The organism is Paraburkholderia sp. DD10 (genome assembly GCF_049177125.1).
Classification (GTDB): Bacteria; Pseudomonadota; Gammaproteobacteria; order Burkholderiales; family Burkholderiaceae; genus Paraburkholderia; species Paraburkholderia terricola.
On record NZ_CP185392.1, the window covers coordinates 1,882,849 to 1,898,444 of the forward strand.

General features: G+C 62.6%; 14 protein-coding genes and 1 pseudogene. 6 read left to right on the forward strand and 9 right to left on the reverse strand.

From position 1 onward, the window contains the following. Window positions 1–120: 120 nt before the first annotated feature. From ACOCG7_RS08570 to ACOCG7_RS08595, 6 genes and pseudogenes are all read right to left on the reverse strand, one after another. Window positions 121–577: pseudogene (locus ACOCG7_RS08570) on the reverse strand (carboxymuconolactone decarboxylase family protein). Window positions 578–686: 109 nt separating this feature from the next. Then, the gene (locus tag ACOCG7_RS08575; protein ID WP_421375117.1) at window positions 687–1,541 is read right to left on the reverse strand and encodes a MurR/RpiR family transcriptional regulator; all 855 of its coding nucleotides are present in this window, start codon (window positions 1,539–1,541) and stop codon (window positions 687–689) included. Between the two features lie 156 nt (window positions 1,542–1,697). Then, entirely contained in the window at window positions 1,698–3,116 is a 1,419-nt protein-coding gene (gene aspA, locus ACOCG7_RS08580) for an aspartate ammonia-lyase (protein WP_421375119.1), read from the reverse strand. A 100-nt stretch (window positions 3,117–3,216) separates the two neighbouring features. After that, window positions 3,217–4,674 (reverse strand): aspartate/glutamate racemase family protein, encoded by a 1,458-nt coding sequence (locus ACOCG7_RS08585; RefSeq protein WP_421375121.1) that lies wholly within the window; start codon window positions 4,672–4,674, stop codon window positions 3,217–3,219. Then, on the reverse strand, window positions 4,671–5,948 hold the full coding sequence (locus tag ACOCG7_RS08590) for a dicarboxylate/amino acid:cation symporter (protein WP_421375123.1): 1,278 nt from the start codon (window positions 5,946–5,948) through the stop codon (window positions 4,671–4,673). Before ACOCG7_RS08590 ends, ACOCG7_RS08585 begins: the two co-directional genes overlap by 4 nt. Window positions 5,949–6,126: 178 nt before the next feature. Then, window positions 6,127–7,041, reverse strand: coding sequence for a LysR substrate-binding domain-containing protein (locus ACOCG7_RS08595; RefSeq protein WP_421375125.1), 915 nt, complete (start codon window positions 7,039–7,041; stop codon window positions 6,127–6,129). A gap of 207 nt (window positions 7,042–7,248) precedes the next feature. Here ACOCG7_RS08595 and ACOCG7_RS08600 point away from each other — a divergent pair, with 207 nt between their 5' ends. The 5 genes from ACOCG7_RS08600 to ACOCG7_RS08620 all read left to right on the forward strand — a co-directional run bounded on the left by ACOCG7_RS08600 (window position 7,249) and on the right by ACOCG7_RS08620 (window position 11,408). Next, window positions 7,249–8,028 carry a GntR family transcriptional regulator gene (locus ACOCG7_RS08600; protein ID WP_421375127.1) on the forward strand — a complete coding sequence of 260 codons (780 nt, stop codon included), beginning with the start codon at window positions 7,249–7,251 and terminating at the stop codon, window positions 8,026–8,028. Next, window positions 8,025–9,758, forward strand: a complete 1,734-nt coding sequence (locus ACOCG7_RS08605) for a fumarate reductase/succinate dehydrogenase flavoprotein subunit (RefSeq protein ID WP_421375129.1) — start codon at window positions 8,025–8,027, stop codon at window positions 9,756–9,758. The genes ACOCG7_RS08600 and ACOCG7_RS08605 overlap by 4 nt, the downstream gene beginning before the upstream one ends. Before the next feature lie 9 nt (window positions 9,759–9,767). Next, window positions 9,768–10,013, forward strand: a complete 246-nt coding sequence (locus ACOCG7_RS08610) for a 4Fe-4S dicluster domain-containing protein (protein WP_073430002.1) — start codon at window positions 9,768–9,770, stop codon at window positions 10,011–10,013. Window positions 10,014–10,116: 103 nt separating this feature from the next. Then, window positions 10,117–11,112, forward strand: a complete 996-nt coding sequence (locus ACOCG7_RS08615; RefSeq protein WP_421375132.1) for a HEAT repeat domain-containing protein — start codon at window positions 10,117–10,119, stop codon at window positions 11,110–11,112. Beyond that, window positions 11,112–11,408 carry a DUF971 domain-containing protein gene (locus ACOCG7_RS08620; RefSeq protein ID WP_310120879.1) on the forward strand — a complete coding sequence of 99 codons (297 nt, stop codon included), beginning with the start codon at window positions 11,112–11,114 and terminating at the stop codon, window positions 11,406–11,408. Before ACOCG7_RS08615 ends, ACOCG7_RS08620 begins: the two co-directional genes overlap by 1 nt. Window positions 11,409–11,458: 50 nt before the next feature. Here ACOCG7_RS08620 and ACOCG7_RS08625 read toward each other — a convergent pair whose 3' ends face one another. The 3 genes from ACOCG7_RS08625 to ACOCG7_RS08635 all read right to left on the reverse strand — a co-directional run bounded on the left by ACOCG7_RS08625 (window position 11,459) and on the right by ACOCG7_RS08635 (window position 13,919). Then, window positions 11,459–12,505, reverse strand: coding sequence for a sulfonate ABC transporter substrate-binding protein (locus ACOCG7_RS08625; protein ID WP_073430005.1), 1,047 nt, complete (start codon window positions 12,503–12,505; stop codon window positions 11,459–11,461). A 142-nt stretch (window positions 12,506–12,647) separates the two neighbouring features. Beyond that, the gene (locus tag ACOCG7_RS08630; protein ID WP_421375134.1) at window positions 12,648–13,274 is read right to left on the reverse strand and encodes a hypothetical protein; all 627 of its coding nucleotides are present in this window, start codon (window positions 13,272–13,274) and stop codon (window positions 12,648–12,650) included. Between the two features lie 372 nt (window positions 13,275–13,646). Further along, a complete protein-coding gene (locus tag ACOCG7_RS08635; protein WP_421375136.1) occupies window positions 13,647–13,919 on the reverse strand; it encodes a hypothetical protein in 273 nt (90 codons plus the stop codon). A 17-nt stretch (window positions 13,920–13,936) separates the two neighbouring features. On the opposite strand from ACOCG7_RS08635, the gene ACOCG7_RS08640 reads away from it, so the two are divergent. Then, window positions 13,937–15,526, forward strand: a complete 1,590-nt coding sequence (locus tag ACOCG7_RS08640; protein WP_421375138.1) for a glycoside hydrolase family 28 protein — start codon at window positions 13,937–13,939, stop codon at window positions 15,524–15,526. Window positions 15,527–15,596: the final 70 nt, after the last annotated feature.

The window sequence follows — 15,596 nt, forward strand, 5'->3', positions numbered from 1 at the left end:
TTCCGCGGTGTCGGCATGGGTCGCGAGTCTCGCGCGGCGCGGTGGGCGCGGGCGTGGACCGGACTTCATCATAGGCGCTTCCGTGCGTCGGCGTCATGACGGGCGGCATGCTGCACTGCGCTACCCGGCGAAGGGCAAGCTGTCCTGCCCGGCCGCCCGCATGTCGAACACGTTGAGCGTCATCGCGACCAGCGCGTAGTAGCCGAGCAGACCCACCAGGTTGATCACCACCTGATGCCCGAAGCGCTCGACGGCCTTCGCATAGGTCGCATCCGATACGCGTTGAGTGTCGTACAGTTCGCTCGCGAAGTCGTGGACCAACGCGTCGTCGGCATCAGCGAAAACCGGGCGCCGCCGTGACCAGACTCGCCAGTTCCGACAGGCGCAGCGGCAAGCCTGTCCGATAGCGGCAGAACGCGCCCAGGCGCTGCGCGTGTTGCGCGAGTTCGGGACTATGAATCCAGCCGAGAAACGGACCGTTCAGATTGCCGCGCGGCCCGGACAAAATCTCGTCCAGAACCGCCTTCTGTTCGGGCGTGGCATCGGACGGTTCGAAATGAGGCAAACGTTCGGTCATCGTCGGTCTCGCAAGTTGCAGAGTTGTTTTCAAACGGCGGCAAGTGCGCTGTCGATGGCATCGAGCAACGCTGCCTGACAGCGAAGATCAACAGTTTCAGACGCGAAACTCAGGGGACGTAGGCGCCCTTGGCATGCAGCGACTGTTCGGCGATGGCGAGTTGTTCGACCGCATCCGTGCCTTCGAGCGCGAGCAGATGCGCGACCAGCGACTCGGCAATCGCCGTGGCCGCGACCAGTGACGGAAAGAACGACGGACTCTCGTGCGAAAAAATCAGCACCTTGTCCGCATTGAGCGCGATGGGGGAGACCGCGCTGTCGGTGATCGCAATCAGCTTGCTGCCCTTTTCCAGTGCGGCTTCCGCCACGCGCGCGGCCTCCACCGAATACGGCGCGAAACTGATGACGATGGTCGCGCTGTCGCGTTCGACCGTGCGCAGTTGCATTTCCAGCGTGCCGGCCTCGCCGTTGAGCAGCGACACCGACGAACGGAACAACCGGTAGCCGTACACGAGACCGAACGCCACCGCGTAACACGAGCGAAAACCCGCCACATGCACATGCGGCGCGCGCCGCAACAGCCGCGCCGCTTCCACGATCACGCGACCATTGTGCGCGGCGGTGACTTCGAGATTGTGCTGCTGTGCGACCAGCAGATTGTTCGCCAGGGCGTCTTTGGACTTGACGAGCGAACGCGCACGGCTGGTGAGCGGCTCGGGCCGCGTGCGCACGCGCGCGACGAACAGGTTGCGCAATTCGTTCCAGCCGGGAAAACCGAGTTGCTGCGACAAACGCACCAGCGACGCCGGTTGCACCTGGGCGCGCTCGGCCACCTTGCGCATCGACGAGACCGCGACTTCGTCGGGATGATCGAGCAGGAAGGCCGCCCCCATCTGAAACTGCGGACTCAGTTCGGAGAAGCGCGCGCGGATCAGGGCGGCAAGCTGGTCGAAGCTGTCTGGCATGCGATGGTCCGGGCAAGCGGCCGAGAAAGATGACAACAAATGTTACCACCCGGTGCATCGCATCCAACAGCGCTGTCACCGGGATGCGGGCTCGTCGGCATGGCATGCCGGCAACCGAAGCGGAACCCGCCCAGCCCCGGCGTGTGAATCACCGGATCAGTCGAATGCGATCGCCTGGCGCGGCTGGGTCAGCATGGCGGGTTGCAGGATCTCGTCGAGTTGCGCTCGCGTGAGAAGGCCGCGCTCGACAACGATTTCCGCGACGCCTCTGCCAGAGATGAGTGCCTGCTGCGCGACCTGGGTCGCATTCACATAGCCGATGTACGGGTTGAGCGCGGTCACGATGCCGATGGAGTTCTCGACGAGGGCCTGCAGTCGTTCGCGGTTCGCGGTAATGCCGTCCACGCACTTCGATGCCAGCGTGAGACAGCCCGCCCGCAAATGCGCAACGCTCTTGAAGAGGCTGTGTGCGATCACCGGCTCGAACGCATTCAGTTGCAACTGCCCCGCTTCCGCCGCGAAGGTGACGGTCACGTCGTTGCCGATGACTTCGAATGCAATCTGGTTCACCACTTCGGGAATAACCGGGTTCACCTTGCCGGGCATGATGCTCGAGCCCGCCTGAACGGCAGGCAGGTTGATTTCTCCAAAGCCCGCACGAGGACCGCTCGAAAGCAGCCGGAGGTCATTGCATATCTTCGAGAGCTTGACCGCCACGCGCTTCAGCACGCCCGACAATTGCACGAAGGAGCCGACGTCTTGCGTGGCCTCGACGAGATTCGGCGAAGTGGTGACCGGAATTCCCGTGATGCCGGCAAGATGGCGACACACGAGCGGCGCGTAGTCGGGCGACGTGTTAATGCCAGTGCCAATTGCCGTTGCCCCCAGATTGATTTCGCAGATCAGCGTCGAAGCCTCCATCAAGCGCGCTTCGTCCTCGCCGAGCATCACGGCGAACGTGCTGAACTCTTGACCCAGCGTCATGGGCACGGCGTCCTGCAACTGGGTCCGCCCCATCTTCAGGTCGTTTTTGAATTCCTCCGCCTTGCGCTCGAATGAAGCACGCAGCACAGCCATCGCGTGAACGAGTTGGACAATGCCCATGTAAGCCGCGATTTTCAGTGCAGTCGGGTAGACATCGTTGGTGCTTTGCCCAAGATTGACGTCCTCGTTGGGGTGTAGCGCCGCGTAGTCGCCGCGTCCATAGCCGAGGTACTCGAGCGCGAGATTGGCAATCACCTCGTTGGCATTCATGTTCGTGGACGTGCCGGCACCGCCCTGAATGACATCGACCACGAACTGGTCATGTGCGACGCCGCTACGAATCGCCTGGCACGCTTGCACGATGGCCTTCATCTTGTGGTCCGGCAGCAAACCTAGATCGTGATTGGCCAACGCGGCTGCTTCCTTCACGCTGGCGAGCGCATTCACCAGATTCGGGTAAGTCGAGATGGGAATACCCGTGATCGGGAAGTTCTGCAGCGCGCGCAGGGTATGCACGCCGTAATAGGCCTCGTCGGGGACGGGTAGATCGCCAAGGAGGTCGTGTTCGATACGTTCAGTGCGGCTTGACATGTGATGCTCCGATGCAAAAAAAGGACGAACCGGGCGCCGCCCAGTTCACGAACCGAGCGGAGAAATCGCTGTTTTTCAGGGCCCGAGGGCTGATGCGCGCTCAGTCGGCGGCGCCCATCGCGTGCGCGACGCACTGCCGCGCGAGCACTTCGGTGGGGTCGACGAGCCGCACGCGCACGCCATTGCCGCTGATGAATTCACCGTCCGGAAGAAGCATTGGAAGCTCGGTGCATCCCAGCACGATGACTTCGACGCCCTCGGCAATCAGTCCTTCGACGGCCGCGGCAATGTCCTCCTGGCACTCGCCGGTCGTGAAGCCGGCTTTAACGCCCTTCTTTCCGTAGATGGCGTCCATCACGCGCGCCTGCAGTGCGGGGCGTGGCGCCACCTGCCGCAGTCCCCGCGATTCGAGCGCCTTTCGGTACACGCCGCTGTCGATCGTGCCCGACGTCGCCAGCACGCCGACATCGCGCAAACCGGGAAACGCCTCGCGCAGATAGTCAACGGTGACAGTGAGCATGTTGACGATGGGGATGCCGAGATACGGCTGAATCCGGTCGACGAACGCGTGGGCCGTGTTGCATGGAATGGCGATGAGGTCCGCTTCACCGTCTTCGAGCTTCTTGCACGTCGCGTAGAGCGAAATGGTCGGGTCCGCGCCGTTGCCGACAAGGTTCTCCGTTCGGTCGGGAATCTGGGGGTTCTGTTCGACCAGCAATTTGATGTGATCCTGGTCGCGCGACGCCGGGGTATTGCGGACGATCTTGTTGAGGAAATCAATGGTCGCAGCGGGGCCGACACCGCCCACCACGCCGACCTTGAAAACCGTATCGGGCGAGCTGGATCGGTCTGAGACGACATATTGCGCATACGCCATGTTCGAGTCGACGAGCGGCACTTTCAGCGGACCCATTTCCTCGGCCACGAGCGCAATCTCCGTCATGCCCGGCACGATCACATCGACGCCCTGATCGGTCAGGTCATCGCAGGCGGCACGCAGCAGCGCGACGGCACGGCCGCCCAGATTGCCGCTTTTGATGCCGTCGGCACCATAGACGGCTTGCGTCACGAGGTCGGTATCGCCGAGTGCGCGCGGGTGCACGACCTCGAATCGCGGAGCGGGAAAGTACCGTTCAAAGAGCCGCATTTCGCGCACGTAGTCGGATGCGAGCACGCCGATACGTTTCGCGTCGGGAAACTTGCGCTGAACATGGCTGCGAACCGCGTCGACAATGTTCGCGATCGGCAGACTCGTATTTGCCTTCAACTCGTCGATGAAGGTATGACTGAGAAAGCATGGCAGCACGATCGTGCTCACGCCGCGCTTCTCGAAATCGCGGATCATGTCGAAGATATAAAGCTTGCGCTCCGTGGTGGCGGCGCTGCCGGAACCCGAACCCCTGAACGGACGCTGCTCGAAAATGATGTCGGCATGTTCGGCGTCGGACAAGGCCGGCGTCGCCTTCACCAGTTTGAAAAATACGTCGGCACTGGCCAGTGGACCCAGGCCGCCCACCACGCCCAGCTTGCGCCTGCTCTTCATCAGCGCGGCGCTCATCGAGCCTCGACCTCCGCCGGCTCGAACGCCATGTCGTCGGGCGCCGGTTCACGCGCGGCCTCCCATTTCGCGATCACGGCGGTGGCGACGCTGTTGCCGATCACGTTGGTCATCGTGCGGCCCATGTCGAGAACCTGGTCGATGGCGAGAACCAACGCGACGCCGGCAGCGGGCAGATGAAACATCGGCGCGACAGCCGCGACCACCACCACCGACCCGCGCGGCACGCTTGCCATTCCCTTGCTGCTCAACATGAGAATCAGCAGCATGAATATCTGCTGCGAAACGGGCATATCGACACCGAAGGCCTGGGCGATGAAAATCGCCGCGAATGCCTGGTACATCATCGAACCATCGAGGTTGAATGCGTAACCCAGTGGCAGCGTGAAGCCGACCACTTTCTTGTCGACGCCGAACTTCTCCAGTTGCTCGGTAAGACGCGGATAGGCCGCCTCGCTGCTCGCGGTGGAAAAGGCGATCATCGCCGGCTCGCGCACAGCCTTCAGCAGACTCACCACTTTGCGACCGAGAAACGCATATCCGATGGCGATGAGAATGGCCCACAGTACGAACAGCCCAAGATAGAACGAGCCGATCAGCTTGCCGTACGTGTAGATCACGTCGAGGCCGCGCAGCGTCACCGTCGATGCGATCGCACCGAACACCCCGAGCGGCGCGGCGCGCATCACGTAGTTCGTCAGCCGCAGCATGACCGGGACCATCCCGTCGATCGCCTGAATGACGATGCCGACACGCGAGTCGCGCTTGAGCGCGCTGAGACCGACGCCAAGGAAAAGCGAAAAGACCAGGATCTGCAGAATGTCGTTGCGCGCCATCGCATCGAACAGGCTGGTTGGAAACGCGTGCGTGACGACGTCCTTGACGTTCAGCGCCGAGGTGTTGAGGCCGGTGCTCACCTCGCCGGCACCCACCGTCAGATGCAGTCCGGCGCCAGGTTGCAACGCATTGGCCATGACGAGGCCGATGCCGAGCGAGACGATCGACGCGCTGACGAACCACGCGACCGAGCGCAGTCCGATACGGCCGACGTCGCCGTTGCTATCCATCCCCGCGAGGCCCGAGACGAGCGTGGCGAAAACGAGCGGCGCGATGACCATCTTGATCAGTCGCAGGAAAATATCCGTGACGATGGAAAAGTAACCGGCCACTGCTTTAAGGGTAGCGGGGTCGGTGACGGACGTGTGGCACACGTAGCCAGCCAGGATCCCGAGAAGCATCGCGGCTGCGATGCTCAGAGTAAGGCGATTCTTCATGTTCATCCGTCCCTGTGGCGGCGCCGGCGGCCGAAGTGACCGCCACGCGCGAAAGAAGGGATGAGAGCGACGCGGGCAGCGCCGCTTTCATCGTGGAACGGATGGTAGAGAGGTCAAAAAAAACGCTAATGCTGTTGCGGCATGCGCTCATGCGCGTTTCGCATAACGTTGGAAAACCCTATTCCAGCGCCGCCGCGCCGGCGCCGAGATGATGCCAGAGCGTGTCGAGAAATTCGCTGCGATTGGTCGAGTCGCGGTAGGCGCGTAGTTCGATCTGCAACTGCCAGTTCGCGGGTCCCGCCGGAACGAGTTCGCCATCGGCAAGTTCCCTTGCGATGGTGCTTCTCGGCAGCCACGCCACCCCCTCTCCTTCCATTACCAGCTTCTTGAGAACCTCCGCCATGTCGGACTCGTAGTGCAGACGCAATGACAACGCGTCCGAGGTCCGCTTCAACAGCAGGGCCTGGCACCGTCCAAAGTAGCTCGTCTCGGTGTAGGAGATAAGCGGTAGCGGACGCTGCTTCGTCCCCGGCAGGCGGAACTTCGGGCCGGCCCGCTCGTTGGGTCGGCTGGCCGGCATCAGGGTATCGAGACCGACCGTGACATGCTCGTACCTGGCGGGATCCAGATGCAGAGGCAGTTCAGGATGATGATAGGCGAACATCAGCTCGCAGTTGCCGTTCACGAGCATGAGAATCGAGTCGTGAACGTTTGTCGGGATCACACGAGCACGCACTTCGCCGAATTGAGGAGCGAGCGCCTTGAGCCACGTCGGCAGGAAGTTCAGAGCGATGGTGTGCCCCGCGCAAATCTGCAGGCTCTTGCCCGCGATGCGCTGCTCGGTACGGATGATGGCCCGCGTATCGAATAGCCGGGCCAGAATGTCTTCGGCGACTTCGCGAAACAGTTGGCCGGCGGGTGTGAGGACCGGCGGAAAGCTGCTGCGGTCGATCAGCTCGGCGCCGACCCATTGTTCAAGCGACTGAATCCTGCGACTAAAGCCCGACTGAGTGACATTGCGAAACTCCGCTGCCCGCGAAAAGCTTTGGTACTGGGCAAGGGCGATGAAATCTTCTATCCATTTGATTTCCATTTGAGCCTTCGGGTCAGCCTTTGACGGAGGCCCGATTGTAGCCGGTGCGCGAGTCCGCGAAGTCATGCAATCGATTTGAAAGCGGACAGCGACTCCAACGCGTCACCGCAGAAAAGCAAACCACAAATTCTTGGTTCGCCCGCCAACGCTCCGTCACTAGACTGTGAAGCAACTTGTCATAACAAGTACAGGCAACCCGACGACACCATGCAACAACCCACCCCGGCCATCGTGCTGCCCCTTCCCGCGCCGCCGCTCTACGAGCGGATCAAGACGGAACTGCGACTGCGCATCCTGAACGGCAGTTATGCCGCGCACGCGCGGATGCCGTCTGAAAACGAACTGTGCGCGATGTTCAACGTCAGCCGCATCACCGTGCGCCAGGCGCTCGGCGATCTGCAGAAAGAAGGCCTTGTCTTCAAGCTTCACGGCAAGGGCACCTTCGTCTCCAAACCGAAAGCCTTTCAGAACGTCAGCGCGTTGCAAGGCTTCGCCGAAGCGATGTCGTCGATGGGATGCGAAATCGTCAACCAGGTCAGACAGATCCGCTTCATCGCCGCCAACGCGCGAATCGCCGGTCGCCTCGATCTGCCGGAAGGCGCAAAGGTCGCCGAAATCCGTCGTGTGCGGCTGCTCGATCGCGAACCGGTCTCGCTCGAAATCACGTGGGTGCCGGAAGCATTGGGCAAGCGCCTAGCCAACGCCGACCTCGTCACGCGCGACATCTTTCTGATTCTGGAGAACGATTGCGGCGTGCCGCTCGGCCACGCCGACGTCTCGATCGACGCCATTCTGGCCGACGACGAAATCGCCGCAGCATTGAGCGTGGACGAAGGCAGCCCGGTACTTCGGATCGAACGCCTCACGCACGCCGCGGACGGCACGCCGATCGATTACGAATACCTCTATTTTCGCGGCGACGCGTTTCGCTACCGCTTGCGCGTCGACCGTCAAAAAGAACAGAACAGCACAAGGAACACGCAATGAACACACACGTGATCGAGTACGACGTGGTGGTGGTGGGCGGCGGGACCGCCGGTCCGATGGCCGCCGTCAAGGCGAAAGAGCAGAACCCCGATCTCAAGGTGCTATTGCTCGAAAAGGCCAACGTCAAGCGCAGCGGCGCGATTTCGATGGGTATGGACGGCCTGAACAACGCGGTCATCCCCGGCCATGCGACGCCCGAGCAATACACGAAGGAAATCACCATTGCCAACGACGGCATCGTCGATCAGGCGGCCGTGTACGCCTACGCCCGGCACAGCTTCAAGACGATCGAGGAACTCGACCGCTGGGGCGTGAAGTTCGAGAAAGACGGCACCGGCGACTACGCGGTGAAGAAAGTGCACCACATGGGCTCGTATGTCCTGCCCATGCCGGAAGGTCACGACATCAAGAAAGTGCTCTACAGGCAGCTCAAACGCGCGCGCGTCGCGATCACCAATCGCATTGTCGTTACGCGCGTGCTGACCGATGCGCAAGGACGCGCGTGCGGCGTGCTGGGTTTCGATTGCCGCACGGCGGATTTTTACGTGGTGCGCGCCAAGGCGGTCATTCTCAGTTGCGGCGCCGCCGGCCGGCTCGGCTTGCCCGCGTCCGGCTACCTGATGGGCACCTATGAAAACCCCACCAACGCCGGCGACGGTTACGCGATGGCTTATCACGCCGGCGCTGCGTTAGCCAATCTCGAGTGTTTCCAGATCAACCCGCTCATCAAGGACTACAACGGCCCCGCCTGCGCTTATGTGACCGGCCCGCTTGGCGGTTTCACGGCGAACGGCAAGGGCGAACGCTTCATCGAGTGCGATTACTGGAGCGGTCAGATGATGTGGGAGTTCTATCAGGAGTTGCAGAGCGGCAATGGTCCGGTGTTTCTGAAACTCGACCATCTCGCCGAGGAAACCATCCAGACCATCGAGCAGATCCTGCACACCAACGAGCGCCCGAGCCGGGGACGCTTTCATGCGGGACGCGGCACCGATTACCGCGAGCAGATGATCGAAATGCACATCTCCGAAATCGGCTTTTGCAGCGGCCACAGCGCCTCCGGCGTCCATGTGAACGAGCGCGCCGAGACCACGGTTGCCGGTCTCTACGCCGCCGGCGACATGGCCGCGGTGCCGCACAACTATATGCTCGGCGCGTTCACCTATGGCTGGTTCGCGGGCCGCAACGCCGCGCAATACGTCGAAGGCCGTGAACATGCGGCCCTCGATAGCGAGCAGATCGACGCCGAGCGGACACGCATCTACGCGCCGCTCGAACGGGAGACGGGGCTGGCTCCGGCGCAGGTCGAATACAAGCTGCGCCGCATGGTGAACGACTATCTTCAACCGCCGAAGGTCACGCGCAAGATGGAAATCGGCCTGCAACGCTTCGCCGAAATCGCCGCCGACATCGAGCAGATCAAGGCCGACAACCCGCACGAACTGATGCGCGCCGCCGAGGTTCGGGCGATTCGCGACTGCGCGGAAATGGCGGCGCACGCATCGCTGTATCGCACGGAAAGCCGCTGGGGCTTGTACCACCATCGCGTCGATTATCCGCAGCGCAACGACGCGGAGTGGTTTTGCCACACGCATCTGAGGAAAGACGCAACGGGCCGCATGGTCAGCGAAAAACGCGCCGTGCAACCTTACGTGGTGCCGCTCGACGATCGCGAGAGCCACGCCTATCAGAACCTGCGCATCGGCGAACCCGCGCTTGCAGACGCTTGAGGAGCGACCATGTCCACCACACCGCACGACATTTTTCAGCGCAGCGCCGCGCCCGTCACGATCGATGAAGACAAATGCATCGCCGACAAAGGCTGCACCGTTTGCGTCGACGTCTGCCCGCTCGATCTGCTTGCGATCGATCTGAGCAAGGGCAAGGCGTACATGAAGTTCGACGAATGCTGGTACTGCATGCCATGCGAGAAAGATTGCCCGACCGGGGCGGTCAGGGTCGATATTCCGTATCTGCTGCGCTAGCCGCGAAGGAACGCATGCAACGCACGCCACGCATGCAACGCACGATCGACTCGCGCATTGAACGCACCTGCTGCATCGGCTCACTTCAGACCTCTTTCAGCTCATGACCGATATTTCGCTTCCGCTTACGTTCGACCCCGATTCGCTCGATCCCGAAGCCGCCGAACTACTGCCGCGCCTCGCGTCCGCGGACGCCGCGGTGCGCCGCATCGCCCTGCTGGCGCTCGCCGACCTCGAGGACGAAGCGGTGCTCGGGCCGATCGTCGCCGCGTTGCGCCACGACGCGTCGCCGCAAGTGCGCGCGCAGGCCGCCCAGGTGCTCGGCGCGTGGGAACGCGCCGACGTGGTTCAGGCGCTCTGCGAAACGTTGACCGATCGTGCCGACGACGTGCGCGCGGCCGCCGCGCAGAGTCTGTCGAATCTGAAGGACCCGCGCTCGGGGCCGCTGCTCGCGCCGTGGGCCGGCCATCGCGATCCGTTCGTGCGCCAGGCGGCGCTGCGCGGTTTGCGCGAACTGCGCCATGCGGGTGCGCTCGCCCCCGCGCTGGCCGCGCTGACGGCGAGCGAAGACGGTGTGCGGCTGGAAGCAGTGAGCGTGCTCGGCTGGTTGAAGAGCGAGCGCGCGCTCGGCCCCCTTACCGTCATTGCGACGGACGATCCGAACGCCGCCGTGCGTCGCGCGGCGATCGGCGCGTTGGGTGTCGAAGCGGCGGACACGGAGCAAACCATCGTCACGCTGCTTCGCGCACTGCGCGACTCCGCCTGGCAGGTCCGCGAGGAAGCCGCGGCCACGCTCGGCAAACTGCGCGCGGCGGAGGCACGCGACCCGCTGATCACGGCTCTCGATGACGACTACTGGCAAGTGCGTTTGCAGGCGGTCCGGGCGCTAGGCAAGCTCCGCGATGCGACGACCGGCGCCGTGATCGCCGTGCTGCTCACGCATGCCATCAGCAATCTGCGCAAGGAAGCCGCCTTGTCGCTCGGCGAACTCCGCGACCGCGCGTCGCTGCCGCTCTTGCAGGCCGCCGCGACCGATCCCGATCCGGAAGTGCGCAAAGCCGTGCGCATCGCGCTGGCGCAGATCGACGAGGGACACTGATGCATGCGCCCGAACGCGTCACCCTTCATGCCGCGACAGCGCGACTTTCGCTGACGTGGCATGAAGGACAGACTCAATGGATCGACAACGCGACGCTCAGGGAGCGTTGCCCCTGCTCGACCTGTCGCCGCATGGCACAGTCGGGCGCGGCGCCGCGAAGCGAGCCGCGCATCGCGATTGTCGAGATTCAGCCGATGGGCTACGGCGTGCGGATCGTGTTCAGCGATGGGCACGCGCAAGGCATCTATCCGTGGGAATATCTGGCCGGCATCGCGCACGCGCCTGTTGGCCCATGATCGTTACGTCGGCCAGGCGGACCCCGCTGTTGCGCGAGGTCCGGTGACATCTAGGCGGCACGCCATTTCGCATCCGCCACCACCAGCTTCTTCGGGATCAGCTTCAAACTGGTGAACGTGTCGGCGATCTGTTGCTGGTAGTCGAGCGTCGCCGCATCGACCGGCTGCACGCCGTAGCTCGTGCGCTGCAGCGCCACCTCGAGCGTGGCCGCGTCGAGACCGACGAGCGGCGCTAACTGGCTGGCGACGGCTGGAATATTGTCGCGGCTCCATCGATCCACCTGATCGAGTTCGGCGAGGAGTTCGCGCAGCAACTGCGGCTGCGTGTCGGCGAACTTGCGCGCGGCGACGTAGTACTGCGTATTGCGCACGAGACCTTCGCCATTGGCGATCACCCGCGCGTTCGCCTGCCGCTCGACAGCGGCCAGGTACGGGTCCCAGATCACCCATGCGTCGACACTGTTTTGCACGAAGGCCGCGCGCGCGTCGGCCGGTGTCAGAAACGCGGGCTGAATGTCGCTGTATGAAAGCCCCGCATTCTGCAAGGCCTTGACCAGCAGAAAGTGCACGTTCGATCCGCGGTTCAGCGCGACTTTCTTGCCGCGCAAATCCTTCACCGAGCGAATCGGCGAATCATGCGGCACGACGATCGCCTCGCCCTTGGGCGCCGGCGGCTCGTGGCCGATATACGCGAATTCGACCCCGCCGGCCTGAGCAAAAATCGGCGGTGTCTCTCCGACCGAGCCGACATCCACCGCGCCCGCATTCAAGCCTTCGAGAAGCTGAGGCCCCGCGGGAAATTCGAGCCATTGCACGGACACGCCCTGGGCGGCCAGCCGCTTCTCCAACGTGCCACGCGCTTTCAACACCACGAAGTTGCCGTATTTCTGAAAGCCGATCCGCAAGGTTTTACCCTTGGACGGCGTCTGAGCCAGAGCCCGTTGCACGGACCAGGGCGCCCCAGCGGCCAGGGCTGCCGCGCTTGCGGCAGCGGCTTTCAGCAGCGTGCGCCGGCGTGGATCGAGCGAGTCGAAGGCTGCCGGTGTGTCCGAAGCGTCCGTTGAAATAGAAGAGCCCGATGTATCGCGAGAATCCATAAGCTTGCCAGATGAGAGGTTGAGTGAGCCGCTTGCCAAATGATTCGACGTTAGCGGGCCGCGCGGCGCACGGCAACCAAGCAAAGTTCATAAGGTTATGAGCGGCTTCCCGAATTCACGCAAACGATTCGCAACGGTCCGATCAATCTTCTACCGCGCCACAGAGATTGCCGCGGCGGCGATGCCCGACCGCGCGATTGATCGCGATGACGGCGTCATTCCGGTCCGCTGGGCGGATCAGATGAACGACATTGCTTCTGAGGTAACTGGCGAGCGAGTGCCGCTCTCTCTTCGGCAAAGCGGCAATGAGCGGCAGAACCTGCCGCAACGGTTCGATCGTATTGAGCATGTTCCACTGCTGTCCGGTATGGTAGGTTTCCGCCAACGCGTCTCTCGCCAACCCGGATACCAATTGAGTAAACCGCTCGTTGCGAGGGAGTGCCTGGACCTGATTGCACAACTCCCCGAACCGGCTGCGCGAAGCAACGATCGCCTCGTCGCCGTCGCCGCCGAATTGCAGCACGTACCTGGATACGGCAGTTTCGAGAAGCTGGGCACGACGATCGGGAGGGAGTTCGCCGATGCGGCGAAGCGCTGGCGAGGTGCCGCTCAATCCCTGGGCAGCCGGGTTGGAAAACGCCTCGATCTCGCTGACGACGGCTGCGGCAATCGATTCGATGCGCCCCAGCGCTTCGGGCAACCAGACTGTCGCCGAGCGGCTGGTCATTGCGAGCCGGCCAAGGCTCGTGGCATCCACATAGGCACTCAACGCGGTGCCTACCCCATGAGGAAGCTCACGCTCGATTGCCTCGGGTGGACTCGGGGGACGGGACGATAGGCCTGTTGGCCGCGCCCCCAGCGAGCGACTTCGCCGCTGCTCCGGACTAGCTGTCGCGGCATGGGTCGTCGTGCCCGGCGTTTCATCTCCAGCGCTGCTGGAGCGGTTCGTGGATATGCAAATCCCCATGGGTATCCCCCGGCAATCATTCGGTGCCATTTGAAACGATCATCTTGAGCAATCCCATAAGGCCGCGGAGGTCAATGACCGCAATATGTTGTACACAGGCGAAAGCTCGTCATTTACGTGGCTGCTTTTTCTGCCGATTAGGCCCGCTCTCGAATGGTCCCGCCACGCGTTGCATCAACATTCCCTCACAAGAAAATAAGGAAATCCTGAGCGAAAGCAGATGGCTTTTTTGAAAGATTGGCACGGTAAGATCGCGTACTCGATGGATACACGGCGCGCCGCTTGCGCAAAGCTTTTCGCACGATAAACGATGCGCCGTGCGCTCCGGTCAATACGGAACTCACGACGTTCTAGCGCCGCGAGCCGATATCGCGTCATGAGCCAATCGCCGTTGATTAGCTGAATCCATAAAAAGGAAAAGACAATTGAAAAAACGCGAATCGCCATTCAGGGAATCGTATTGCATGACGTCCGTATCACGCGTCACGATTTGCGCGTTGGTGCTGTCGGCTGCGCTATCCGCTGAATCCGCTTCAGCGGCGAGTGCGTGGACGGACACGTCGGCGCCCGTTACGACGCAATGGGGAACAGTCAATGAGCCGTCATTGCCCGCGGCCGTTTGCAAACCGATCGCCGCATCGCTGACACCCGTCATGGGCTCGATCGATTTCGCGGATGCGAACGCGTCATTCTCCCAGCCGGATACCGCGCGCATCCAGGCCGCGATCGACGCATGCCCGTCCGGCCAGGCCGTCAAACTCACGAAGGGCGCCTCGGGCGAATCGGCGTTTCTCAGCGGTCCGCTTACGCTCAAGTCGGGCGTGTCGTTGTGGATCGACGGCGGCGTGACGCTCTTCGCGTCGCGCAATCCCGCTGACTTCGACAATGGCGTGGGAACGTGCGGCACCGCGACGGCGTCGAACATCAAATCGTGCAATCCGCTCATTCTCGCGAAGAGCACGGCGGGCAGTTCGATCGTGGGCGACGGCACCATCGACGGCCGCGGCGGCAGCCTGCTCACCCGTGGGCCGAATGCGGGCGCGCGTACCTGGTGGGACGTCGCGTACCAGAACAAGACGGCGGGGCTCTACCAGCAGAACCCGCGGCTCGTGCAGATAACCGGCGGCTCCGCATTTACGCTCTATCGCATTACGTTGCAGAATTCGCCGAACTTTCACGTGGTCACCGATGGCGTCGCCGGCGTGACGGCATGGAACATCAAGATCCTTACCCCGAGCCTCGCATATAGCGTGAGCGGCTACGCCTGTCCGGCCGGCACCACGCCGGACGCGATCACGCCCGCCACCTGTTTCACGCCGGAGACCGCGAAGAACACCGATGGTTTCGACCCCGGCCAGTCGAGCAATGTGCTGCTCGCCTACTCGTACATCAGCACGGGGGACGACCATGTGGCGATCAAGGCGAGCAAATCGCCCGGCAGCAACAATCTGACATTCGCGCACAACCACTTCTATTATGGACACGGCATGTCGATCGGAAGCGAGACGAATGCCGGCGTGAGCCATGTTTCCGTCACCGACATGACGATCGACGGCAACGATAGTCCCAGTGGAAACGGCTTGCGTATCAAGTCGGATTCATCGCGTGGCGGCAAGGTGAGCAACGTCACCTACAGCCAGGTGTGCATGCGCAACGTTGCCCGGCCGCTGGTATTCGACCCGTTCTACAGTTCGTCGACGGGCACGCTGTATCCCAACTTCACCGGCATCACGATCAGCGGCTTGCACTATCTGGGCAGCACGCAATACGGTGGAGGCCGTATCACGTTCCAGGGCTACGAGCAAAACGGTCAAAAGAATCCGCTCGTCATTGCATTGAACAATGTCGTGTTCGACGGCACGCAGCCGCTTTTCGACAAGGACATCGCGACGCACTATACGCTCGGTCCGGGTCCCGTGAGCTTTTCGAATGAGATCGTGACGTCCACCTCGAATGACGTGACGGTGTCGGGTTCGCCGGGCAATGCGACGCCCGTCGATTGCAGCAGCGCGTTCGTTCCGCTCAACTACGTGCTGCCGGCTTCGCCTATCTGAGCAGCGGCTTCGATGAGGATCGAGCCGCGCGCGGTTCGACCTGGCGGATGCCCTTCCCGTTACCCCGGCC

What these genes read in the sequence shown, in the direction of transcription:
- ACOCG7_RS08575 (WP_421375117.1), bottom strand. Translation starts at nt 1,541, where the DNA reads ATGCCAGACAGCTTCGACCAGCTTGCCGCCCTGATCCGCGCGCGCTTC.
- aspA (WP_421375119.1), bottom strand. Translation starts at nt 3,116, where the DNA reads ATGTCAAGCCGCACTGAACGTATCGAACACGACCTCCTTGGCGATCTA.
- ACOCG7_RS08585 (WP_421375121.1), bottom strand. Translation starts at nt 4,674, where the DNA reads ATGAGCGCCGCGCTGATGAAGAGCAGGCGCAAGCTGGGCGTGGTGGGC.
- ACOCG7_RS08590 (WP_421375123.1), bottom strand. Translation starts at nt 5,948, where the DNA reads ATGAAGAATCGCCTTACTCTGAGCATCGCAGCCGCGATGCTTCTCGGG.
- ACOCG7_RS08595 (WP_421375125.1), bottom strand. Translation starts at nt 7,041, where the DNA reads ATGGAAATCAAATGGATAGAAGATTTCATCGCCCTTGCCCAGTACCAA.
- ACOCG7_RS08600 (WP_421375127.1), top strand. Translation starts at nt 7,249, where the DNA reads ATGCAACAACCCACCCCGGCCATCGTGCTGCCCCTTCCCGCGCCGCCG.
- ACOCG7_RS08605 (WP_421375129.1), top strand. Translation starts at nt 8,025, where the DNA reads ATGAACACACACGTGATCGAGTACGACGTGGTGGTGGTGGGCGGCGGG.
- ACOCG7_RS08610 (WP_073430002.1), top strand. Translation starts at nt 9,768, where the DNA reads ATGTCCACCACACCGCACGACATTTTTCAGCGCAGCGCCGCGCCCGTC.
- ACOCG7_RS08615 (WP_421375132.1), top strand. Translation starts at nt 10,117, where the DNA reads ATGACCGATATTTCGCTTCCGCTTACGTTCGACCCCGATTCGCTCGAT.
- ACOCG7_RS08620 (WP_310120879.1), top strand. Translation starts at nt 11,112, where the DNA reads ATGCATGCGCCCGAACGCGTCACCCTTCATGCCGCGACAGCGCGACTT.
- ACOCG7_RS08625 (WP_073430005.1), bottom strand. Translation starts at nt 12,505, where the DNA reads ATGGATTCTCGCGATACATCGGGCTCTTCTATTTCAACGGACGCTTCG.
- ACOCG7_RS08635 (WP_421375136.1), bottom strand. Translation starts at nt 13,919, where the DNA reads ATGGCGATTCGCGTTTTTTCAATTGTCTTTTCCTTTTTATGGATTCAG.
- ACOCG7_RS08640 (WP_421375138.1), top strand. Translation starts at nt 13,937, where the DNA reads ATGACGTCCGTATCACGCGTCACGATTTGCGCGTTGGTGCTGTCGGCT.